The following is a 22198-nucleotide window of genomic DNA, read 5'->3' as shown; positions in this document are numbered from 1 at the left end:
TCGTGCGATGGCTGGGACGAGCGGAACAGCGTAAGGTTGAACAGCGCCGGCAATGGCGAATATCGTGCAGTTCGAGAATGTGGGGCTGCGCTACGGCAACGGGCCCGAGACGCTGTCGGACGTCAGCTTCTCGCTGGCGCCGGGCTCGTTCTACTTCCTCACCGGCGCGAGCGGCGCGGGCAAGACCTCGCTGCTGCGCCTGCTGTATCTCGCGCAGCGGCCGAGCCGCGGGATCATCCGGCTGTTCGGCGAGGATGCGGTGATGATGCCGCGAGGGCGGCTGCCGGGATTTCGTCGGCGGATTGGCGTGGTCTTTCAGGATTTCCGGCTTGTGCCGCATTTGTCAGCGGCCGATAACGTTGCACTCCCGCTGCGCATCGCTGGCATGACCGAGGCCGAGATCGCCGGGCCGGTGGGCGAGATGCTCGCCTGGGTCGGGCTGGCCGATCGCGCCGATGCACGGCCGGCGACGCTGTCGGGCGGCGAGCAGCAGCGCGTGGCGATCGCGCGCGCGGTGATCGCGCGGCCCGAGATGCTGGTGGCGGACGAGCCGACCGGTAACGTCGATCCCGACATGGCGGAGCGGCTGTTGCTTTTGTTCGATTCGCTCAATCGGCTGGGCACGACGGTGGTGGTCGCGACGCACGACCTGCACTTGATGAACCGCATCCCCGGCGCGCAGATGATGCGGCTGTCGAAGGGCCGGCTGAGTGATCCGGCGGGCACGCTGCGGCATCCGCCGGCACGCCCGGCATGAGCGACGCGCCACGTCACGGCAGCACCAACCGCGTCCTGGACGAAGCGCGCGGGGTGCGGGCGATGATCTGGGTCATCGCGATCATGCTGTTCCTGACGGTGCTGGGTGCGGCCTTGGGCCTGGCGATGCGCAATGCTGCCAGCGCGCTGGAGACCCAGCTGGTCGGGCGCGCGACGGTGCAGATCGTCGCCGGCGATCCGGCGCGGCGCGAGGCGGAGGCGGGGCGGGTGCTCGCGACGGTGAAAAGGTTGCCCGACGTGCGGCGGGCCGCGGCGGTGGATCGCGAACAGCTCGCTGCGCTGTTGCGACCGTGGCTGGGCGACGATGGTGCTGACCCCGAGCTGCCGGTGCCGGCGATGATCGATCTCGATCTGACGAGCGACGATCCGGCGGCCGTTGCGCGGGTGCGCGCGGCGGTGCGGCAAGTGGCGCCGGCGGCGCGCGTCGATGCGCACGAGGCGTGGATGACGCCGGTGGCGGGGTTCCTCGATCTGGTCGTCGCTATCGCGGTGGTGCTCGTGCTGCTGATGGCGACGGCCACGGCAGCGGTGGTGGTGCTGGCGGCGCGAGCTGGGCTTGAGGCGCACCGCCCGACGATCGAGGTAATGCATATGCTCGGTTCGACCGATGTGCAGGTCGCGCGACTGTTCCAGCGGCGGATCGCGCGCGATGCGGCGATCGGCGGTGCGATCGGCGGGCTTGCGGCGCTGGCGACGGTGGCGCTGGTCGGCAATCGCGCGGCGGCGCTCGGCTCGGAACTGCTAGGCGGGGCGGGGCTCGGGACGGGCGGGTGGGTGACGCTAGCGCTGTTGCCGATCGGCTTCGTGGTGCTTGCGGCCGTCGCGGCACGCTTCGCGGTGACGCGGGCGCTGGGACGCGTGCTGTGATCATGCGCTTCCTGTCGTTGCTGGCGATCGCATGGGGGCTCGGCTTCGCCGTCTTCATGCTCACGCTCGCGCAGCCGGCGGACAACGCGCGCACGACCGATGCGATCGTCGTGCCGACCGGTGGGGCCGGTCGGATTGTCCGCGGACTGACGCTGATCGAGCAGGGTCGCGCCAAGCGGATGCTGGTGAGCGGTGTGGCGACCGGGCTGCGCAAGGCGGACCTGATCGCGGCGAACGGCCATGCCGCGGCGATCACCTGCTGCGTCGATCTCGGCCGCGAGGCGGTCGACACGCGCTCGAACGCCGAGGAGACCGCGCGCTGGGTGCGCGAGCGGCGCTATCGCTCGGTGCGGCTGGTGACGTCCGACTGGCATATGGCGCGCGCGCGGATGGAGCTTGGCGCGGCGCTTGATCGCGACGTGGCGATCATGCGCGACGGGGTGCGCGGCGACCAGCGGCTCGGGCCATTGGTGAATGAATACAACAAGCTGATCCTGCGAAGGGTCGCGTTATGGCTAGGGTTGGGTCGATGAGCGACTGGTTGCGGACGATCCTCTACCAAATCGTCTTCTATACTGGGTCGGTGCCGATCGTCGTCGGCGTCGCGTTTGTTGCGCCGTTCGGCCAGCGTGCGGTGATCCGTCACGCGCATCTGTGGGCGAAGCTCAATCGCTGGGCGGCGCGCAACATCCTGGGCATCACGACGCGGATCGAGGGAGTGGTGCCCGAGGGGCAGTTCCTGATCGTGTCGAAGCACCAGGCGATGTTCGAGACGACCGAGCTGCAGCTGATCTTCGGCGGCCCGGCGATGGTGCTGAAGCGCGAGCTGACGCGCATCCCGATGTGGGGCTGGGCGACGCGGCTGTACGGATCGATGTCGGTCGATCGCGAGGCGTCGGCGAAGGCGCTTCGACAGCTGATGGCCGAAGGCGCGGCGTTGCGCGCGCAGGGCCGTTCGGTGATCGTCTATCCCGAGGGCACCCGCGTGCTGCCGGGCGAGACGCCGCCGCTGCGATCGGGGTTTGCCGGGCTGTACAAGGCGGTCGGCCTCCCGGTGGTGCCGGTGGCGGTGGATAGTGGGCGCGTGATGCCCAAGCGCGGCGCCAAGCGCCCCGGGGTGGTCACGGTGAAGCTTGGGGCGATTATCCCGCCCGGCCTGCCGCGGCGCGAGGCGGAGCAGCGGGTGTGGGAAGCGATCAATGCGCTGGAACTGACGCCGCCAGTGAAGGGTGACGCGATGGTCTGATCCGGATGGCCTAAGTCACAAAACGGCCAAATAATCGGCGAAATCTCGTTTCGGCAGCGGAATGGAACGGTTCGGCGGAGATTCACTTCGGTTAGTCATGTGGCGCAAGAGAATCGCTTGACGTGCGCGCCCTGTGCTGTCCTGCTCACTCTACGGCAGTAAATATATTGCCGTTACCCGGTAGGGGGTCGCATTGGGTCAGCAAGACGATGGCGCTTGGCTTTCGGCCGAGACGCTCGAACTTATTCTGGGTTCTGCACGCTGCGCCGGACCGCATCTGATGATCTCGCGCAGCGATTGTCCGCGCACGATGGAGGCACTGACCCGGCAGGGTTGGGTGCAGGAAAAGCGCGGGCATATTGTGCTGACGGCTAAGGCGCGGGCGCGTCGGGTCGCCGAGGCGCGCGCGGTTCAGGCTTAATCGAGCGATTGGCTTGAGGGCGGCGGGGCCGCTTTGCATCGTGCTTGATTACTGTACCTTGGTTCGATGGGGCTTCGAACTTCTCGGCTGACGATTGCGGTGCTTGCGTGCGTGCTGTTGGGAGCGACGCGCCCTTTGCCAGTCGATCTGCTGATCCGCGGTGGCACGATCTATCCTGGTGATGCGGCACCGTTTTCAGGCGACATTGCAGTCAATGGCGATCGGATCGTCGCGGTGGGGCCGGGTCTCTCCGTTCGCGCGACGCGGACGATCGAGGCGCGAGGGATGATCGTCGCGCCGGGGTTCATCGATCCGCATACCCATGCCGGCGAGATGCTCGCTGCGAGCGATGCCCGCACGCGGCTGGCGCTGCCGTTTCTGATGCAGGGCGTGACGAGCGTCGTCATCGGCAACGATGGTGGCGGCGATCCTGATGTCGGGCGCACGCTGGGGCAGATGCAGGCGATTGGCGTCAATGTGGCGACGCATGTCGGGTTCGGCGCGGTGCGGCAGCGGGTGATCGGGGCGGCGGATCGGGCACCGACTGCACGCGAACTCGTAGCGATGCGGCGGCTGGTCGCACGCGGGATGTGCGCGGGCGCGATCGGGCTTTCGACCGGACTGTTCTATGCGCCGCAGCGATTCGCGAAGACGGCGGAAGTAAACGCGCTTGCGGCGGAGGCGGGCACGCGCGGCGGGATCTACGACAGCCATGTGCGTGATGAATCCTCCTATTCTATCGGGGTGGAGGCGGCGATCGGGGAGGCGCTGGCGATCGGCCGGGCAGCGCGCGTGCCGGTTAACATCAGCCATATCAAGGCGCTCGGGCGCGATGTGTGGGGCAAAGCGCCGGCGGTGATTGCGATGATCGAGGCGGCGCGGGCGGGGGGGCAGCGCGTTACGGCCGATCAATATCCGTATGATGCTTCGGGCACGAGCCTTGTCGCTTCGCTGGTGCCGGGGTGGGCGCAGGATGGCGGGCGGGCGGCGTTGCTGCGGCGGTTCGATGACGCCAAGCTGGCCGAGCGGCTGACGAGCGAGATGGGGGCGAACCTGCAGCGGCGGGGCGGGGCGGAGAAGTTGCTGATCACTGGCGGGGTGGGGGCGGGGCGCACGCTGGCGCAGGTCGCGGTGGGGGGGGATCCAGTCGCGGCGGCGATCGCGGTGATCCGCACGGGAGATCCGGCGGTGGTGTCGTTCAACATGGACGAGCGCGACATCGATGCCTTCATGCGCCAGCCGTGGGTGATGACGGGATCGGACGCGTCGGCGGGTCATCCGCGGTTCTACGGCAGTTTTGCGCGGAAATACGCCGTCTACGCCAAGGAGCGTCGCGTGATCGGGGTGCGCGCGTTCATCGAGCGCAGCACGGCGCTGACCGCCGACACGCTGGGATTTGCCGATCGCGGGCGGATCGCGCCGGGCAAGATCGCCGACATCGTGGTGTTCGACCCACAGCATTATGCCGCGCGTGCCTTCTATGCGTCGCCGGAATTGCTGGCGACGGGGGTGCGCACCGTGGTGGTCAACGGCGAGCTGGCGGTGGATGACGGGCAGCCAACGGGGATCGCGGCGGGGCGGGCGGTGCGGCATGTGCCGCCGGCGGGGCGCTGCCCGTGAAGCGTACCGTCGCGGCGGTAGTGCTGGTGTTCGCTACCGCTGCTTCCGAGCCCGTGATCGACGTGCCGGTGGGCACGCGCGTGGGGCTGGTGGTGGCGACGCTCGACGGGCGCGAGATCGTCGCGATCCGGCCGGACGAGCGGTTCGTGCCGGCGTCGAACACCAAGCTGCTGACCACGATAGCGGCGTTCGAGACGCTGGCGGTGGATGCGCCGGATGCCTCGGGCGGAGCGGCGGTGCGGCTCGAGGGGCGCGACGTGGTGCTGGTGGGGCATGGCGATGCGCGGCTGTCGAGTGCGGCGGATTGCGTCAATGACTGCCTCGCGACGCTTGCGGATGCGGTCGCGGCGCGGCGGCGTGTGGTGCGCGATGTGATCGGCGACGACAGCGCGTTCCCCGACGAGCGCTGGAGCCCCGGGATGAGCTGGAACAATATTGCGACGCGATCGGGAACCGCGGCGTCGGCGCTAACGCTCGATGATAATGAGACAATATTGATGGTGACGCCGGGGCGGCTGGGGGCGGCGCCGGTGATGACTGGCGATGGATATTACGCGATCGAGAACCGCGCGACGACGGTGGCGGGTGGGAAGACAGCGCTGGAGATCGATCGCGCGCCTAATGCTCGGGTTGTGCGGGTGACTGGGACGGTCGCTGTCGGGGCGGCGACGGTACGGTTGCGGACGTCGATCGACGATCCGGCGCATCGGGCGGCGTGGCGGTTTGCGGGGATGCTGCTCGCGCGTGGGGTGCGGGTGACGGGCGACGTGGGGGTGCGGCATCGGCGGCTTGGCGCGGGGGATTTACCGTGGGCGCGGGTGGCGGCGGTGCCGGAGGTGCCGACGCTCACCCGGCTTGTACCGCCGCCGTTGCTCGCGGACATCGCGGTGACCAACAAGACGAGCCAGAATCTGCATGCGGATCTGATGCTTAGACGGCTCGGCAACGGATCGATCGCAAGTGGTATCACGACCGTGGAGCGCGTCATGGCGCGTGCCGGAGTGGCGCGGGCGGCGTGGGATGTGTCGGACGGTTCGGGGATGTCGACCTATAATCGGGTGAGCCCGCGGGCGATGGTGACCTTGCTGCGATGGGCGGCCGGGCGGCCGTGGGGCGAGGCGTTTCGGGCTACGCTGCCGGTGGCGGGTGTGGACGGGACGTTACGGAACCGGTTTCGCGGGACGGCATTGGAAGGGAAATTATTCGCCAAGACGGGGACGCTCAACGGGGCGAATGCGCTGGCGGGCTATATGACGGCGAAGAGCGGCGCGACGCTGGTTTTCGCGATCTATGCCGGGGATATGCCGGGGGATATCGGGGTCACCCTCCAATTGAGCGACACGATTTTGTCCATTGCCGCGGGGCATTAACGGCGCACCATAGGGTTTGCCGCGTCGAATGCCGCGATCAGCGCGTCGCCGGTTGCGGGACGCACCGCGAAGATGCCGCTTTCGCGATGGCGGGTCGGGTGAACGCGGTTCGTCAACAACGTCCAGGCGAGGTCGCGCGTGAAGTCGATCCAAAGCCCGGTGCCGGTGAAACCGGTGTGGCCGATCGTGCCGGGCGCGCAGGCGTCGCCGCCCGACCAGCCGGGGTGGCGCAGCTCCCAGCCGCAGGTGCGGTTGCGGGCGACTTCTTCGCGGACCTCGCGCGGTCGGTTCGCGAGTGTGGCGGCGGCGAAATCGAGCACGCCATCGATCGTGCCGAAGAGGCCGGCGTGGCCGGTGGCGCCGCCGAGCGCGGCGGCGTTCTCGTCATGGACTTCGCCCTTCAGCAACCGGCCGCGCCAGGGGCAGGCTTCGGTCGCGACCGCGGGGCCTGAAGGCGGGCCGTAGGACAGGCCGGCGCCGAGCGGCCAGCTATCCAGCCCGGCGCCGGTCAGCCGCTCGATCGCGATGCCGAGCAGGATGAAGTTGATGTCCGAATAGACCGGCGGCCCGGCGCGCCATTCGCGCTGGAGGACGAACGCGCGGAGCCGGGCGGGATCGTCGCCATAGGTGTAGATCGGCGTGACCGCGGGCAAATGCGTGCGGTGCGCGAGGCAATCGCGGAAGGTTAGGCGGCGTTCGGGGGCGCCGTCGATGTCGTATTGGCGCAGATCCGGGATGGCGGTGATCAGCGGTGCATCGAGATCGAGGCGGCCGCGTGCCGCCAGCGACAGGATCATCGGGGTCGTCGCGATCACTTTCGTGAGTGAGGCGAGGTCGAACCAGTGCGCGCGGGTGAGCGGCTCGGGGGTTGGCAGCAGCGTCGCGTGACCGGCGAGGCGCATGGCGCGCGCGCCATCGCGGGTCACCACGCCGAGCGCGGCGCCGGGCAGGCGGCCGTCGGCAACCGCCGCGGCGGCGGGGGCGAAGGCGCGGGTGGCGAGTTCGTCGATCATGCGTCCTCTGGGCGCGGGCGCAGCCGCACGACGATCGGCAGCAGCGGGAGCGCGGCGAGGCTCAGCGCGCCCGAGAGGAGGAAGAAGCGATCATAGCCGTGCTGCGCGACGATCGAGCCCGACGCGCCGCCGAGCAGCCGCGGCAGCAGAAAGGCGAAGCCCGACAGCAGCGCATATTGCGCGCCGGGATGGCGCGGGTTCACCGGCAGCGAGAGGTACACGACGAAGGCCGCGCCCGCGAAGCCGTTGCCGAACTGGTCGGCGAAGGTGGCGAGGTATAGCGCGAGGCTGGCTGGCGGGCGGTGCGCGAGCCACACGAAGCCCCAATTGCCGAGCGCGGCGAGGATCGCGCCGAGCGCCAGCGTGCGCCCGAGCGGCGCGCGCGCCGCCATCAGCCCGCCCGCGGCGACGCCGAGCATGCTTGCGCCCAGCGCGACCGCGCCATCGGCAATGCCGATCGCGCGCAGGGAATAGCCGAGCGAGGCGACGAGCGGCTTGGCGAGCGTGAGCGCGAGCACGTCACCCATCCGGTACAGCGACACGAAGGCGAGCAGCGCCAGCACGCCAGTGCCGTAGCGCCAGAAGATATCGACGTATGGCCCGGTAACGGCGGATCGGCGGATCGGCGCATCGGCGGGCGCGCGGCGGATATACGGCAGCGCGATCGCGAGCGCGACGAAGGGGATGAGGCACAGACCGAGCACCACCGGCGTGACGTTGCTGCCCGCGCCGATGCCGAGCGCCCCGGCGGCGGCGAGCAGCAGCCAGCCGATCGCGGCGATTGCCAGCGCGACGCCAAGCAGGATCGCGATGCTGGTTGCGATCCCGGTGATCAGCGCGGTCGTGCGCCCGCCGCGGGCATTCGGCTCGGGTGCCATGGCGGCGAGCAAGGGAAAGGGCGCGAGCGCGGCGAGCGCGATCAGCAGGTACGCGGCGGTCCAGCCCTGGCCATCGGCGACGATCAGCGCGCCGCTGCCTGCGGCGACCATCGCGGTGCGATAACCCCACACGCTCGCCGCGACGACCGGGCCCTGCGCGGCCTTGCCGGGATAGAGGATGATGCGCCACGCATCCGCCGCGACTTCGAGCGTCGTCGTCCAGAAGGCGAGCGAAGTGGCGAGCAGCGCGGTGAGCGGCAGGCTGCGATCGTCGCTGGTGAACGCCATCGCGGCGAGCGAGGCGGCGATCCCGAGCTGCGCCAGCATCAGCCACCCGCGGCGCTGGCCCCAGAAGCGCGCGAAGCCGGGCACCGACAGGCGATCGAGCAAAGGCGCCCACAGGAATTTCATCGTCGGCAGCAGCGCGATCCAGGCGAAGAAGCCGATCACCACCACGCCAACGCCATGCGCCTGCAGCCGGAGCGCGAGGACGGTGGTGAACATGAAGAACGGCAGCCCCGAGGCGAAGCCGAGGAGGCCGAAGAGCGCGAGTGACGCGGTGCGGCTTGGGGGGTGAGTGGTGGGTGGAGCGGGGGCGTGCATTGGCGGGTGGTTGTTGGAGGCGGGGCGGGCGGCGTCAATGGGGCGAGGGTTCGACTGGCTTGGAACTCCAATCACCGTTCGTCCCGAGTAGGGATCGAGCCCTTCGACTGCCTGCCAGGCAGGCGCTCAGGACAGGCGCGGCGAGAGCCCGTATCGAGGGATGGTCTCCGGCCACCGTGGCGAGCTTGCGGTTCGGGTGTACCTTCCGCGCCACGTCGGCAGAAATATATTGTAACGGCGCGAATAGTCTCTTGCCGTTCGATGACATTCTGGTTGCTAATCCGCGTCACGCCGCGGGGGAGCGGTGGACCGGGGGGTTACATGATCAAGCGTGGGGCTGTGCGAGGGATTCTGGCGTCGGGTGTTGCGCTGGCGGCGTTGGTGCCGGGGGTTGCGGCGGGGCAGGCGAAGATCGGCAGCACGCCCGAGGCGGCGACGGCGACCGGAGCGGCGACGCCGACCAGCGATGCGACGCTGACCGGCGAGCCCGAGGCGGGCGGTGACATCATGGTCACCGGATCGCGCATCCGGCAGGATCCGAACCGCAGCGCGCTGCCGCTGCAGATCATTACGACGCAGGAGCTGGGGCGCAATTCGATCAGCAATCCCGAGCAGCTGATCAGTTTCCTGTCGACGAATGGCACCGGCGCGGACAATCTGGCGTCGAACGGCGATGTCACGTCGGGCGCGCAGCGCGGCACCAACGGGCTGTCGGCGGCAAATTTGCGCGGGCAGGGCGCGGCATCGACGCTGGTGCTGCTGAACGGAAGGCGGCTCGCCGCGCACGGGCTGACCGGCGGCGCGGTCGACGTGAACCAAGTGCCGTTCGCGGCGATCGAGCGCGTCGAAGTGCTGAAGGACGGCGCGTCGGCGATCTACGGCACCGATGCGGTCGGCGGGGTGATCAACTTCATCACCTACAAGGAATATAAGGGTCTGGGGCTGCAGGGCTTCACCGACGTGACCGAGCAAGGCGACGGCAATATTTATCGCGTGTCGGGGATCGCCGGCTACGGTGACATGGACGACCAAGGCTTCAACGTCATGGCGTCGGCGTCTTATTCGTGGAACCAGATCCTGCGCGGGAACGACCGCAGCTTCGTCAATGGCAACCAGCCCAATCGCGGGCTTTCGGTCGATACGCGCGGCACGCCGATCGCGACCGCCTTTCCGCTGAACCCGAGCGCGAGCTTCTTCCCGAGCGGGACGCTGCTGGGCGGGACGACGAGCGCGACGGTGCTGCCGGGGCTGTTCATCCCGGGCACGACGATCGCGGCGACGGGCGGGATCAACGTGCTCGACCTGCCGGGCGGCGCGGGGTGCGGCTCGGTCGATGGCGGCATGGCGTATGACGAGCAATTGTGGAACGTGCCCTCGGCGCGCTTCGCCTGTTCGTGGGATACGGGCCGTGCGGCGGTGATCCAGCAGCCGATCGAGACGCTGACCTATTATGCGCGCGGCGCGGTGCGGCTGGGCGAGTCGCATGAATTCTCGGTCGAGGTGACGGGATCGAGCGCGAAATCGGCCAAGAGCTTCTCGAACAACCAGATCAGCGGCAATACGACGAGCACCACCGGCGCGCTGCCGGTGGCGTTCCCGCTCAACGACCGCACGCGTGCGGTGTACAATCAGGTGTACAACGCGATCGTCGCGCAATTTCCGGCGGTGGCGGCGAATTACGGCAAGCCGATCGGCTATCGCTACCGCTGCATCGCGTGCGACGTGCGCGAATACGAGACCGACGTCGATACGCTGCGCGTCGCCGCGGCGCTGGAAGGCCCGTTGTGGACCGGCTGGGATTATCGCGCGGGTGCGTCCTACGCCAAGAGCGAGGCATCGTCGGTGCTGAGCACCGGCTATCATTTCCGCGGCACGCTGGGGAACGGCACGCCCGATACCAACGCGCCGATCGCGCCGGGGGCGACCGCGCCGGGGCTCGTCGGCGTGCTGAATAGCGGGCTGATCAATCCCTTCACGCTGAACCAAAGCGCCGAGGGGCTGGCCGCACTCGACGCGGTCTCGGCCGACGGCACGACGCTGTATGGCGGCAAATACGAGATCAAGCAGTTTGACGCGTCGGTCTCGGGCGCGCTGTTCGGCTTCTTGGGGCGCGACGTGCAGCTCGCGGTGGGCGCGTTATCGCCGCGAGACCTATTCGTTCAACGGCTCGAACGCGGCGCTCGCGACCGCACCGACGATCTTCAACGCGGCGTTCGACAATGTGAACGCGCTCGACAGCGTCAACCGCGACGTGAAGGCTGCCTATGCCGAAGTGCTGGTGCCGCTGGGCGAGATGATCGACATCACCGGCGCGGTGCGGATCGACGATTACACCGGCTTCGGCACGACGACGAACCCGAAGATGGCGTTCCGCTTCCAACCGATCGACGCGATCATGTTCCGCGGATCGTACAATACCAGCTTCCGCGTGCCGGCGTTCAACCAGATCTTCAACGGGGTGACCGAATCGCCTTATTCGGGCAGCGACCTGGCCGATCCGGTGCGCTGCCCGGGCGGGGTGCCCAACACGACGAACCCGGCGTGCGCGATCATCCGCCCGACGATCAACACCGGCGGCAATCTGCAGCTGGGGCCGGAGACGGCCAAGCAGTTCAACTTGGGGCTGGTGTTCCAGCCGGCGCCGCTGTTCAGCGCTTCGATCGACTGGTGGACGATCAACGTCGACAATACGATCCAGACACTGACGCTGCGGCAGCTGATCGAGAATGCGGCGCTGTTCCCGGATCGCTTCATCCGCGACGCGACGGGCGAGATCGACGTGATCGACAATCGCTGGATCAATGCCGGCTCACGCCGGTCGCAGGGGCTGGAAGTGGCGCTGCGCGGCGGCGTGAATGCGGCGGGCGGGCAGTTCCTGGCCGGGCTCGACGGGACGTATCTGCTCAAGCGGCGCGAGAAGCTGACGCCGACCGCCGCCTATGGCCCGAGCCTGATCGGCACCTTCACCTTTGCGGGTGACCTGGCGCTGCGCTGGAAGCACAATGCGTTCGTCAGCTACCAGAACGACGATTTCCTGCTGTCGGTGACGCAGATCTTCCGCAACGGATACAAGAACCAGGCGCTGCCGGGGATCGCATCGGGCGCGATCACGCGGCCGGATTTCAACGCGCGGGTCGACAATTACATCATCTACAATGCGACGGTCGCGTTCACCGGGATCGAGGGTTTCCGCATGACGGTGGGCGTGAAGAATTTGTTCGACACCGATCCGCCGTTCGCGATCACCTATGACGGGAATACTGGTGCGGGCAGCTCGTGGGAGCCGCGCGTCGCCGATCCGCGCGGGCGGGCATTCACCTTCAGCGTGGAGACGAAGTTCTGATCCTGCTCGCCGTTCTGGCCGCTGCCGCGACGCCGGTCGCCACGGTACGCGTGGCGTTCGACCGGCGCGGCGAGACTTCGGTGGCGGTGCGTGGCCATGCCGATCTGGCGGCGCAGCGGCTGGTGACGGCGGACGATCCGGTGCGGATCGCGTCGATCTCCAAGCTGGTGACGGCGATCGGGGTGCTGCGGCTGGTGGAGCAGGGTAAGCTCGATCTCGATGCCGACGTGTCCGAGCGGCTGGGGTGGCGGCTGCGCAACCCGGCGTTTCCCGATGTGCCGATCACGCTGCGGCTGCTGCTGTCGCATCGGTCGAGCCTGACCGATGGCGCGGGATATGTGCTGACGCTCGACGACGTGATGCAGAAGAAGGTCGCCGATCCCAAAGCGTGGGACGAGGCGCACGCGCCGGGGACGTTCTTCCGCTACACCAATTTCAACTTTCCCGTCATCGCGGCGGTAATGGAGCGGGCGACGGGGGAGCGGTTCGACCGGTTGATGCAGCGGCTGGTGCTGGCGCCGCTGAAGCTCGACGCGTGCTTCAACTGGGCGACGTGCAATGCGGCGACGAAGGCGCGCGCGGTGGTGCTGTACGACGGCGGCAAGGCGGTGCGCGACGATCCAGCGTTCGTCGCGGGTTGCCCGGTGACGCCGGCGCGCGACGGATCGTGCGATCTGGCGACGTGGCAGGCGGGGCGAAACGGGGCGTTGTTCGCGCCGCAGGGGGGCTTGCGGATCTCGATGCGGGGGCTCGCGAAGCTTGGACGACTGTTGCTGAGCGATGGTGCGGTGGATGGGGTGCGGTTGCTGACGCCGGCCTCGATGGCGGCGCTCGCGACGCCGGAATGGACGTTCGACGGTCGCAACGGCGTGCAGAACGAAGAAGCCGAGAGTGGCGTGACGCCGGGCGGATTCAACTGCCGTTATGGGCTGGCGGTGTCGTTTACCGCGACGCCGCTGCCGGGGTGTCGCGACGATCCGTTCGGGGATGCGCGGCCGCGGGTGGGCCATGCGGGGGAGGCTTATGGCTTGCGTTCGGGACTGTGGGTCGATCGACGGCGCGGGACGGGTGTGGCGTATTTCGCGACCGATGTGCCGGGGGAGCCTGGGGTGCGTTCTGCCTTGTCGCGGACGGAGGAGCGGTTGGCGGCGGGGAAGTGAGGGCTCGTTCCCCAGCGCAGGCCGGGGCCCAGTTGTGATGGCCTCTGTTGGCTAGGTGGGTCTTTTCGGGCGACATGGCTGCTGGGCCCCGGCCTTCGCCGGGGTGCGGTGGAGGGGTAGAGGCGCGGCCGTGGGGCATTTCCCCTCCACCAGCTTCGCTGGTCCCCCTCCCCGAGCTAGCTCGGGGAGGATTGAATTAGAGGAGCGGCTTTTCGATGCGGCTCAGGGCGCGGTTGAAGAGCGATATCGTGTGGGCGTGGAGCTGGTCGCCGATCGGCTTGGGGGTGAGGCCGGCGCAGGCGCGGGCGTGGCTGCCTTCGAGGATCGCGCCGAGCTTGAACGGGGCGAGGACGCTGTACCAGCGCGCGTCGGCGGCGGTGCGTCCGGTGGCGGCGAGGTAGCGATCGACGATTTCGGGCAGCGTGGGGAAGCCCTCCCAGGGCGTGACCGACAGGCGCTGGCCGCCCTCGTCGGGGTCGCGCCAGGTGGCGGTGAGCCAGCCGAGGTCGAGCAGCGGATCGCCGCGGCTGGCGAGTTCCCAATCGACGATGGCGGCGAGGCCGGGGGCGTCGGGCAAGTACATGACGTTGGCGAGATGATAGTCGCCGTGGATCAGGCCGGGCTGCATCGTCGCGGGGCGGTTTGCCTCGAGCCAGGCGCAGATCGCGTCGACTTGCGGCAGTGCTTCCAAGCCGCTCCAGCCTTCGAACTTGGCATAGCCATCGAGTTGCGCGCGCCAGCGCGGCACTTGGCGTTCGAGCCAGCCATCGAGCTTGCCGAGATCGTCGAGCCCGGCCTCGTGCGGATCGATGCGGGACAGTGCGACCGCGCCGTCGACGATCGCCTCGCCCATCTGGCGGCGGATATCGGGGCTGCCGGCGTGGAGCGGCGGGAGCCCGACGGTGGCGTTGAAGCCGTCGATCGGCTCCATGAGGTAGAAGGCGGTGCCGAGCACGGCGGGGTCGCCCTCGCCGGCGATGAAGCCGGGGTGCGGGACGGGTGATCCGGCGAGTGCCGCGAGCACCTTCATCTCGCGGCGCATCACTTCGTCGCTTTCGGGGCGTGGGCGGCGCGGGGGGCGGCGCAGGACGTACGCGCGGCCGGCGCGCTCGAAGCGCAGCAGGATGTTCTGCGTGCCGCCGCCGAGCGTTTGCGCGTGCTCGATCGCGGCGCCGGTGCCGAGCGACTGACCGTCCATCCAGCGCGCGAGCGCAGCGAGGTCGATCAGTTCCGCCCATGCCTCACGGTCATGTGCCAGCGCCATGATGCCTCCTCCTAAAATCCGTCGCCTTGAGACTGACCCACTTCCGTTCGCGCCTCGTCTCGAAGCCTGTCCTGAGCTCCGCCGAAGGGGGCAAGTGCTTCGAGACGGCATTTCGACAAGCTCAATGCCTCCTCAGCACGAACGGTTTGAAGTGCTCTAAGTCGTTCGTTTCATAGTGGCGTCGGTGGCTCGTTGCGTCAATCTAAGCCGGATGACTTGAACGCGAGCGTCGCTTCGTCGATGCTGCCGCCGCATGAACCTTGCGCGCCAACCTTCCGCCGGCCGTGGCGGCACCACCCGCAACGAATTGAAGCGCGCCGCGCGGCGGTTGTTCGCCGAACGCGGCATCGCGGCGGTGGGGATGCGCGAGATCGTCGAGGCGGCGGGGCAGCGCAATGCGGCGGCGGTGCATTATTACTTCGGCAGCAAGGACGATCTGCTGCGCGAGCTGGTGGTCGAGGGCGCCGACCTGGTCGATGCGATCCGGCGGCGGATGCTCGACGAGGCGGAAGCGGCGGGCGACGTGCGCTTACGCGACGTGGTGCGCGCGCTGGTGGTGGCCAATGCCGAGCTGGGCGGCGAGACGGGCGAGAGCGAGACCTATTTCCGCTTCATGACGAGCATGCAGACCGAGCGGCGGCCAATGTTCGACGAATGGGCCGGGGGCGAGCATTCGGAAGGCTATGGGCGGTGCGTGGCGCATTTCCACCGGCTGCTGGCGGATGTGCCGCCCGCGCTGGTAAAGCAGCGCGTGCTGTTCGCTGGGCTTTCGTTGCGGACGTTGCTGGCGGGGCGCGAGGCGGCGCGCGACGAGGGGGCCGGGCTCGATCATCCCTATTGGGGCGAGCCGGTGGCGACCGAGGGCATGATCGATGCGGTCGAGGCGATCCTTACCGGGCCTGCCACACGCGCCTGACCAACGGCGCGAGCGCGGCCGGCCAGCCGGGACGCAGCAGTAGCCAATCGCGGATCGCGGGGCCCTCGGCGGCACCGATCGTGCGCTTGTAGCCACTGTCGCCGGCACCCCAATCGACCTGCGTGATGCCGCGGCCGAGCGCATCGACGAGATTGCGATAGTAGAGCAATTTGCCCGGCGAATGCTTGCCGAACGCGGGATCGTAGCTGTTGGCGATGGCGTATTTCAGCGTGCCGGTGTCCATGTCGAACGAGAAAGCGGCGGGCTTGCCATCGACGGTGAGGAGCGCGGCGCGGAACATCGCGGCAAGGACGGGATCGGCGGCTGCAGCGCGCCAGAAGGCGCCGTGGCCGGCGGTGGTGAACTTCGCGTCGCTGCCGTCGGTGTCGCTCGCGACCCAGCTCGCCTGTTCGACCGCGGCGAGATCGTCGAACGCGGCGGGCCAGTCGGCGCCCGACAGGAAGCGCCAATCGAGCGCGCCATGTTCGCCGAGATGCTTTTCGTGGAAGCGGTTCTTGCGCAGCGTCGAATTGCGCGGCCATGTTCCCTCGGCTTGCGCGGCGGCCATGTCGAGCAGGAAGCTGGCGGCGACGGGGCGGCTCAGCACGGCCCAGCCGCGCGAGCGGGCGGCATCGACCAGCGGCGCGACGGCGGCGTCTCCATCATAGACCGGGCCGACGCGCAACGCGCGGACATGGCGGGCGAGCGTGTCGAGCGCCGCCTCGAGCACTTCGCTGCCGGCGTCACCCGCCAGCGGGAAGCTGCGGAACGGCCAGTAGCAGCCGGGCACTGTCGCCATCCCGAATATCGCTGGGCCGACCGGGACGATCGGCAAGGCCAGCACCGGATGATCCTCGGCGTGGACGGTAAGCGTTCGTGCCGGCCCGCCATAGGCCGCGACCGCCGCCGCGAACCATTGCTGGCGCAGGAACGCATGCGTCGGCGCGGCGGCCTCGGCGATCCGGTCGATGCCGGTCGACAGCCCTTCGACAAGCGTCGCGCGCAGGAGCCGCGGGAGGCGGGCGAAGCTGTCGAGGGGGAGCGGCACGGTCATCGCAGCTCTCTTACCGCACCGTCCGTTACCGCGGCGTTGCCGCTTGCTCCGGCTTGGCGACAGCGGCACAGGAGCGGCGATGCCCTATTCGCCCGAAGTGATGACGATCGCCAACGCGATCCAGCTCTCGCTCAGCCCGGTGTTCATGCTCGCCGGGATCGGGGCGTTGCTCAACGTGCTCGCCGGGCGGCTGGCGCGCGTGGTCGATCGCGCGCGTGCGCTCGAGGCGCTGCACTCGGGCGCCAGTGGATCCGAGCACGAGCGGCATGTGTGGGAATTGCGGTTGCTCGATCGGCGCATGGCAATCGTCAACCGATCGCTGTTCCTGGCGGTCTCTTCGGCGGTGATGACGTGCGCGGTGGTGGCGCTGCTGTTCGTTGCAGTGCTGTTGAAGCTGCACATCGGGCAATTCGTCGCGATCGCCTTCATCCTGGCGATGCTGCTGCTGATCGCCAGCCTGATTTCGTTCATGGTCGAGGTGCGCATTTCGCTGCGCGCGATCGTGGTTCGCGCCGAGCTGCTGCGCTGAATGACGCGCTCGTGCGTTAAGCTGCCCTGATTTCCATCAAAGGGCAGGAAGGAACGACGAATTGACGCTGGTCTTCAAGATCGTCGGAACGGTGTTGCTGTTTGTCCTTGTCACGCTGGGGTTTGCGATCACGATCGTGCCGCGGTTCCTCGACCGGATCTATTATGAAGGGCCGGCAAGCGGCCATTTCGATGGTGCGCGCTTCTTCAATCCCGATGGCGACGCGGACACTGCGGCGCCGCCGACCGGTGGCAGCCGGGGTGGCTTCCTCTGGCGCAATCTGACCGGGAGCGACGGGCGCCCGGCGTGGCCCGATACGGTCGCTGTGACGCCGGGGCGACCGGCGGCGCGAGTCGAGGGCGAGCGGATGGTCGCGACATGGATCGGCCATGCGACGGTTCTGGTGCAGACGCGCGGGCTGAACATCCTGACCGATCCGGTCTGGTCACAGAAGGCGGGGCCGTTCGGACTCGGCCCCGCACGCGTGACGGCACCGGGCGTGCGGCTGGAGGATCTGCCCAAGATCGATCTCGTGCTGGTCAGCCACAATCATTACGATCATCTCGACAAGACGACGCTGAAGGCGCTGTGGGAGCGCGATCGGCCGACGATCGTCACCAGCCTCGGCAACGATAGCGTGATCGGGCAGACGGGGGCGCAGGCGGTGGCGCTCGACTGGGGGCAGCGATTGACAGTGCGGCCGGGCGTGGAGGTGGCGGTGGTACGCAACCATCATTGGGGCAGCCGCTGGTTCACCGACCGCAACCGCGCGCTCTGGTCGGCCTTCACGGTGCGGCTGCCGGGGGGCAATCTGTTCTTCGCCGGCGATACCGGGATGGGCGACGGCCAGTGGCCGGCCGAGGCGGCGGCGCTCGGGCCGGTCCGGCTGGCGCTGATCCCGATCGGCGCGTTCCGCTTCGCGCCCGGGCAAATGGGGATCGGCAGCCATATCGGGCCGGGCAATGCGGTGCGTGTGTTCGAGCGACTCGGCGCGGCAACGGCGATCCCGATCCACTGGGGCACGTTCCGGCTGAGTTACGAGGCGCGCGAGACGCCGCCCAGGATGTTGACCGCGCTGATGCGTGCAACCGGTGGCGACCCGGCGCGGTTCGCGCCGGTCGGGCTGGGCGTGCCGGTCGAGGTGCCACCCTATACGGCGCCGGTGCGGCGGGTGGACGAGCGGCGGATTGCGGCGGCGCTGGACTCGGCGGAGGTGCAGGCGTTGCGGTGATGCCCAGTCATCGCGCGTGGCCTGGTTGGAAGCGATCTGGGAAAATCAATGCTTTACCTGTTCCCCTTGACGGTATTCGGTAACGCGGGCGTATGATGGGAACGGAGCAGGGTCTTGCACGTATTGGGGGATGGTCACGGGAACAAAGATCCGGGCCGTGCGCGCATGGGAGGCTGTGGTGGGAGCGGACGATAAGCCCCTAGGGGAGCGGATCGAGCAGGGAATCACCGAACTGTCGCGATCGGCCGGAATGAGTGAAGATGTGGCGGACGCTGCACCAAAGGCGCGGCGGCGTGACAAGGAGATGGCGCCGGCGGCCATGCCGGCCGAGACGCCGGATGCCGAGGGACGGCTGATTGCCGCGATCGCCTGGATCGAATCCCGCAAGATCCGCGATCGAGTGCTGGGCGAGGATCTGTTCTTCGACCCGGCGTGGAGCATCCTTCTCGAACTATACGTCTATCATCGTCGAGATACCGCCGTCGCGCTCACGACCTTGTGCGCTGGCAGCGGCTTGCCACCCAGCACTGGGCTGCGTTGGGTGACGTTGCTCGAGCGGCGCGGCCTGGTTTCGCGCGAGCCGGACACGTTCGACCGCCGAAAGACCTATGCGAGGCTGACCGAGCTGGCGGTCCAGCAAATCGAGCGCACGCTCGACGGAGCGGCCGATGTCGGCCACGGGCTAGGAATCGAGCGTGCTCGCCGGGTGAATTAGCGCAATCGCCTGCTGGACGTGAACCGCGGCCAACGCGATGCTTTCCCTTGTTCCGTTGCCTTCTTGCTCGGCAAGAACGTCGAGGCAGGACAGGACCGACTCCAGCAACCTGGCGCAGTCAGCCGACGTCGATGGCAGGTGCGTCTCAGTCATTCCGCATGAAGCAACGTCGCGACACTTGGTTCCGTCCGGTTAGTTAACATACGCTAATGCCAAACTTGTGCGACGTCCCGGATCTCACGTCGTGGATGTTGCGAACGGCAGTGCGTAGCCCGTCATCCGCTGGCGGATCAGCTTCTTGTCGATCTTGCCGGTCGCGCCGAGCGGGATTTCGTCGGTGAAGACGACATCGTCGGGCATCCACCATTTGGCGATCTTGCCATCGAGGAAGTCCATCAGGTCTTGCTTGGTCGCCGCCTCGCCGGGCTTGAGCTGGCAGAGCAGCAGTGGGCGCTCGTCCCACTTGGGATGTGCGACGCCGATGACGGCGGCCAGTGCGACCGCGGGGTGGCCGGCGGCGATGTTCTCGATCTCGATCGAGCTGATCCACTCGCCGCCCGACTTCACCACGTCCTTCGCGCGATCGGTGATCGTCATATAGCCGCGGCTGTCGATCGTCGCGACGTCGCCGGTATCGAAGAAGCCCTGGTCGTCGAGGATCTCGCCGCCCTCGCCGCCGAAATAGGAGGCGACGATCGTCGGGCCCTTGATCATCAGCCGGCCGAACGTCTCACCGTCGTTGGGCAGCGGGGCGCCGGCGTCGTCGATCAGCTTGAGTTCGAGCCCGCACATCAGACGGCCCTGCTTGATCTTGTGCGCGACCTGCGCGTCGTCGTCCATCGCGGCCACTTCGGCGGTGGGCGAGGAGAGCGTGGCGAGTGGGGACGTTTCGGTCATGCCCCAGCCCTGGACGACCTCGACGTTGAACTCGTCGCGGAAGGCGCGGACAAGCATCTCGGGGACGGCCGAGCCGCCGATCGTGACGCGCTGCAGCGTTTCGAGCTTGCGGCCCGAGCTGCGGAGATATTGCAGCAGGCCCTGCCATACGGTGGGCACGGCGGCGGAATAGGTGACGGCTTCCTGCTCGATCAGGTCGCAGATCGACTTGCCGTCCATCTGCGGCCCCGGCAGCACGAGCTTCGCGCCGACCGCGGGGGCGGAATAGACCACGCCCCAGGCGTTGGCGTGATACATCGGCACGATCAGCAGCACCGTGTCACGCGCCGAGAGCGCGAGCGCATCGGCCTGCAGCGTCATCATCGTGTGGAGATAATTCGAGCGATGCGAATAGAGCACGCCCTTCGGATTGCCCGTCGTGCCGCTGGTGTAGCAGAGCCCGCACGCGAGGTTTTCGTCGAACCCGCCCCAGGCATATTCGGCCGGCTCGCCCGCGATCCAATCATCGAACGCGGTGGCGGCATAGGCGGTCTGCGGCATGCTGGCGGCATCGCACAGGAAGATCACGCGCTCGATCGTCGGGGCTTGCGGCAGGAGCTGCGCGATCGTGTCGGCGCAGTTCGGATCGGCGAAGAGGATGCGGTCACCCGCGTGATTGGCGATGTACGCGATCTGCTCGAGGAACAGCCGCGGATTGAGCGTGTGGAGCACCGCGCCCATGTTCGTCGCGCCATACCAGGCGGCGACATGGCGGTGCGTGTTCCAGCCCATCGTCGCGACGCGATCGCCCTGCTTGATGCCGGCACGCGCCAGCGCGGACGACACGCGCCGCGCGAGATTACGGATGTCGGCATAATTGGTGCGGGTGACGGCGCCGCTTGCGTCGCGCGATACGACCTCGCGCGTCGGCTGCCACGTCGCGGCGTGATCGAGGAAGGTGTCGACCGTCAATTGCCCCGACTGCATCAAACCCAGCATTCTCGCCTCTCCATGTTATCGTCACCCCGGGCTTGACCCGGGGTCCCGCTACCTTGTCGGTTCGGGTGTAAAAAAGCGGGACCCCGGGTCAAGCCCGGGGTGACGGAGGTGGGGTAGGGATCAGCCCTGCGCCGCCTTCCAATCGCGCTTCACCTTCTTGGCGAGGCTCCACTTATGCACTTCGGTGGGGCCGTCGTAGATACGGAACGCGCGGATCTCGCGGAACACCTGTTCGACGATCGTATCGCCGCTGACGCCCTTGCCGCCCATCACCTGGACGCAGCGATCGGCGATGCGCATCAGCGCTTCGGACACCGCGACCTTCGCCATCGAGCTTTCGACCGTGCCGAGCGCGCCGGTGTCGAGCACATCGGCGCACCAGTCGATCATCAGCTCGGACTGTTTCAGGTCGATGAGGTTCTCGGCGAGCATGAAGCCGACGCCTTCGTGGTCGACGAGCGGCTTGCCGAAGGCGTGGCGGCGGTTGGCATAGTCCGCGGCGATCTCGTGCGCGCGCTCGCACGCGCCGTGCCAGCGCATGCAGTGCGTAAGGCGGGCGGGGGCGAGACGGACCTGGGCGAGCTTGAAGCCATCGCCGGGCTGGCCGAGCATCTGATCGGCGGGGATGCGGAGGTTGTCGATGGTGACGACCGAGTGCCCGCCGGGCATCGAGCTGTCGATCGTCTCAAGCACGCGATCGATGCGGATCGCGGGATCGGGCAGATCGACCAGGAACATCGACGCGCCTTCCTCGGCCATTGCCATGACGATGCCGACCTTCGCGCCGTGCGCGCCAGTGATGAAGGTCTTGCGGCCGTTGACGACCCAGTGATTGCCGTCGCGCTTGGCGGTGGTCAGCATCATCGACGGGTCGGAGCCGGCGCCCCCCGCACCATTCGGTCCGTCGTCGGCCGGCTCGGTCATGAAGAAGGCCGAGCGCGCCTCGCCGCTGACGAGGGGTTTCAGGAAACGCTCCTTCAGCTCGGGGCTGGCGGCCTTGCCGAGCAGGTACATATTGCCTTCGTCGGGCGCCATGACGTTGACCGCGAGTGGGCCGAGCGGGGAAAGGCCCGAGGCGCGCAGCACATCGGCGGTCTCGCGATGCGTGAGGTGGCCGCCGTCGGCGAGGATGTGCGGGGTGAGCAGGCCGGCCTCGCGTGCAAGCCCGCGCATCTCCTGGACGAGTTCGTCGGTCGGGCCGTGCGCGGTGGAACGCGGGTCACGCTCGTAGGGGACGATGCGTTCGCGCACGAAGGTTTCGACCCTGGCGGCGATCTGCTGGCCTCTGTTCATCATCACTCCCGCACGATTATTGT

General features: G+C 68.2%; 19 protein-coding genes and 1 pseudogene. 14 read left to right on the top strand and 6 right to left on the bottom strand.

Annotation, left to right across the window (positions count from 1 at the left end; translation table 11 throughout):
- Positions 1-52: 52 nt before the first annotated feature.
- The 7 genes from ftsE (at position 53) to dacB (ending at position 6301) form a co-directional block, all read left to right on the top strand.
- Positions 53-757 (top strand): cell division ATP-binding protein FtsE, encoded by a 705-nt coding sequence (gene ftsE / locus LLW23_RS04685; protein ID WP_228947614.1) that lies wholly within the window; start codon positions 53-55, stop codon positions 755-757.
- Complete coding sequence (locus LLW23_RS04680) at positions 754-1644, top strand: cell division protein FtsX (protein WP_228947613.1); 891 nt, start codon at positions 754-756, stop codon at positions 1642-1644. Before ftsE ends, LLW23_RS04680 begins: the two co-directional genes overlap by 4 nt.
- Positions 1641-2177: a YdcF family protein gene (locus LLW23_RS04675; protein ID WP_228947612.1), complete on the top strand. Its 537-nt coding sequence runs from the start codon at positions 1641-1643 to the stop codon at positions 2175-2177. The genes LLW23_RS04680 and LLW23_RS04675 overlap by 4 nt, the downstream gene beginning before the upstream one ends.
- Positions 2174-2890, top strand: a complete 717-nt coding sequence (locus LLW23_RS04670; protein ID WP_228947611.1) for a lysophospholipid acyltransferase family protein — start codon at positions 2174-2176, stop codon at positions 2888-2890. Before LLW23_RS04675 ends, LLW23_RS04670 begins: the two co-directional genes overlap by 4 nt.
- Before the next feature lie 193 nt (positions 2891-3083).
- Positions 3084-3311: a hypothetical protein gene (locus LLW23_RS04665; RefSeq protein WP_228947610.1), complete on the top strand. Its 228-nt coding sequence runs from the start codon at positions 3084-3086 to the stop codon at positions 3309-3311.
- Between the two features lie 135 nt (positions 3312-3446).
- Positions 3447-4931 (top strand): N-acyl-D-amino-acid deacylase family protein, encoded by a 1485-nt coding sequence (locus LLW23_RS04660; protein WP_228947609.1) that lies wholly within the window; start codon positions 3447-3449, stop codon positions 4929-4931.
- Positions 4928-6301, top strand: coding sequence for a D-alanyl-D-alanine carboxypeptidase/D-alanyl-D-alanine endopeptidase (gene dacB / locus LLW23_RS04655; protein ID WP_228947608.1), 1374 nt, complete (start codon positions 4928-4930; stop codon positions 6299-6301). Before LLW23_RS04660 ends, dacB begins: the two co-directional genes overlap by 4 nt.
- Here dacB and LLW23_RS04650 read toward each other — a convergent pair.
- Positions 6298-7314 (bottom strand): serine hydrolase domain-containing protein, encoded by a 1017-nt coding sequence (locus tag LLW23_RS04650; RefSeq protein ID WP_228947607.1) that lies wholly within the window; start codon positions 7312-7314, stop codon positions 6298-6300. The genes dacB and LLW23_RS04650 overlap by 4 nt on opposite strands.
- Positions 7311-8795: an MFS transporter gene (locus LLW23_RS04645; RefSeq protein WP_228947606.1), complete on the bottom strand. Its 1485-nt coding sequence runs from the start codon at positions 8793-8795 to the stop codon at positions 7311-7313. The genes LLW23_RS04650 and LLW23_RS04645 overlap by 4 nt, the downstream gene beginning before the upstream one ends.
- A 261-nt stretch (positions 8796-9056) precedes the next feature.
- On the opposite strand from LLW23_RS04645, the pseudogene LLW23_RS17595 reads away from it, so the two are divergent.
- The 3 genes and pseudogenes from LLW23_RS17595 to LLW23_RS04630 form a co-directional block, all read left to right on the top strand.
- A pseudogene (locus LLW23_RS17595) lies at positions 9057-9638 on the top strand (TonB-dependent receptor plug domain-containing protein); the annotation flags it as partial.
- A gap of 1198 nt (positions 9639-10836) precedes the next feature.
- Complete coding sequence (locus tag LLW23_RS04635; RefSeq protein ID WP_228948472.1) at positions 10837-12138, top strand: TonB-dependent receptor domain-containing protein; 1302 nt, start codon at positions 10837-10839, stop codon at positions 12136-12138.
- A complete protein-coding gene (locus LLW23_RS04630) occupies positions 12072-13298 on the top strand; it encodes a serine hydrolase domain-containing protein (RefSeq protein ID WP_228947605.1) in 1227 nt (408 codons plus the stop codon). The genes LLW23_RS04635 and LLW23_RS04630 overlap by 67 nt, the downstream gene beginning before the upstream one ends.
- A 196-nt stretch (positions 13299-13494) precedes the next feature.
- On the opposite strand, the gene LLW23_RS04625 is transcribed toward LLW23_RS04630, so the two are convergent.
- Positions 13495-14562, bottom strand: coding sequence for a phosphotransferase family protein (locus LLW23_RS04625; RefSeq protein WP_228947604.1), 1068 nt, complete (start codon positions 14560-14562; stop codon positions 13495-13497).
- A gap of 253 nt (positions 14563-14815) precedes the next feature.
- Here LLW23_RS04625 and LLW23_RS04620 point away from each other — a divergent pair, with 253 nt between their 5' ends.
- Positions 14816-15478, top strand: coding sequence for a TetR/AcrR family transcriptional regulator (locus tag LLW23_RS04620; protein ID WP_228947603.1), 663 nt, complete (start codon positions 14816-14818; stop codon positions 15476-15478).
- On the opposite strand, the gene LLW23_RS04615 is transcribed toward LLW23_RS04620, so the two are convergent.
- On the bottom strand, positions 15453-16532 hold the full coding sequence (locus tag LLW23_RS04615) for a GNAT family N-acetyltransferase (RefSeq protein WP_228947602.1): 1080 nt from the start codon (positions 16530-16532) through the stop codon (positions 15453-15455). The genes LLW23_RS04620 and LLW23_RS04615 overlap by 26 nt on opposite strands.
- 79 nt (positions 16533-16611) lie before the next feature.
- Between LLW23_RS04615 and LLW23_RS04610 the strand changes: the two genes are divergently transcribed.
- The 3 genes from LLW23_RS04610 (at position 16612) to LLW23_RS04600 (ending at position 19007) form a co-directional block, all read left to right on the top strand.
- Complete coding sequence (locus LLW23_RS04610; RefSeq protein ID WP_228948471.1) at positions 16612-17061, top strand: DUF2721 domain-containing protein; 450 nt, start codon at positions 16612-16614, stop codon at positions 17059-17061.
- A gap of 61 nt (positions 17062-17122) precedes the next feature.
- Positions 17123-18292 carry an MBL fold metallo-hydrolase gene (locus LLW23_RS04605; RefSeq protein WP_228947601.1) on the top strand — a complete coding sequence of 390 codons (1170 nt, stop codon included), beginning with the start codon at positions 17123-17125 and terminating at the stop codon, positions 18290-18292.
- Positions 18293-18470: 178 nt separating this feature from the next.
- Entirely contained in the window at positions 18471-19007 is a 537-nt protein-coding gene (locus LLW23_RS04600) for a helix-turn-helix domain-containing protein (RefSeq protein WP_228947600.1), read from the top strand.
- Positions 19008-19244: 237 nt separating this feature from the next.
- On the opposite strand, the gene LLW23_RS04595 is transcribed toward LLW23_RS04600, so the two are convergent.
- Both LLW23_RS04595 and LLW23_RS04590 read right to left on the bottom strand, forming a co-directional pair.
- Positions 19245-20882: a long-chain-fatty-acid--CoA ligase gene (locus LLW23_RS04595; RefSeq protein WP_228947599.1), complete on the bottom strand. Its 1638-nt coding sequence runs from the start codon at positions 20880-20882 to the stop codon at positions 19245-19247.
- A 120-nt stretch (positions 20883-21002) separates the two neighbouring features.
- Positions 21003-22175 (bottom strand): acyl-CoA dehydrogenase family protein, encoded by a 1173-nt coding sequence (locus LLW23_RS04590; protein ID WP_228948470.1) that lies wholly within the window; start codon positions 22173-22175, stop codon positions 21003-21005.
- Between the last annotated feature and the right edge of the window lie 23 nt (positions 22176-22198).

The sequence above is a fragment of the Sphingomonas radiodurans genome, assembly GCF_020866845.1.
Classification (GTDB): domain Bacteria; phylum Pseudomonadota; class Alphaproteobacteria; order Sphingomonadales; family Sphingomonadaceae; genus Sphingomonas; species Sphingomonas radiodurans.
This window is presented reverse-complemented; position numbering and strand designations above follow the sequence as displayed.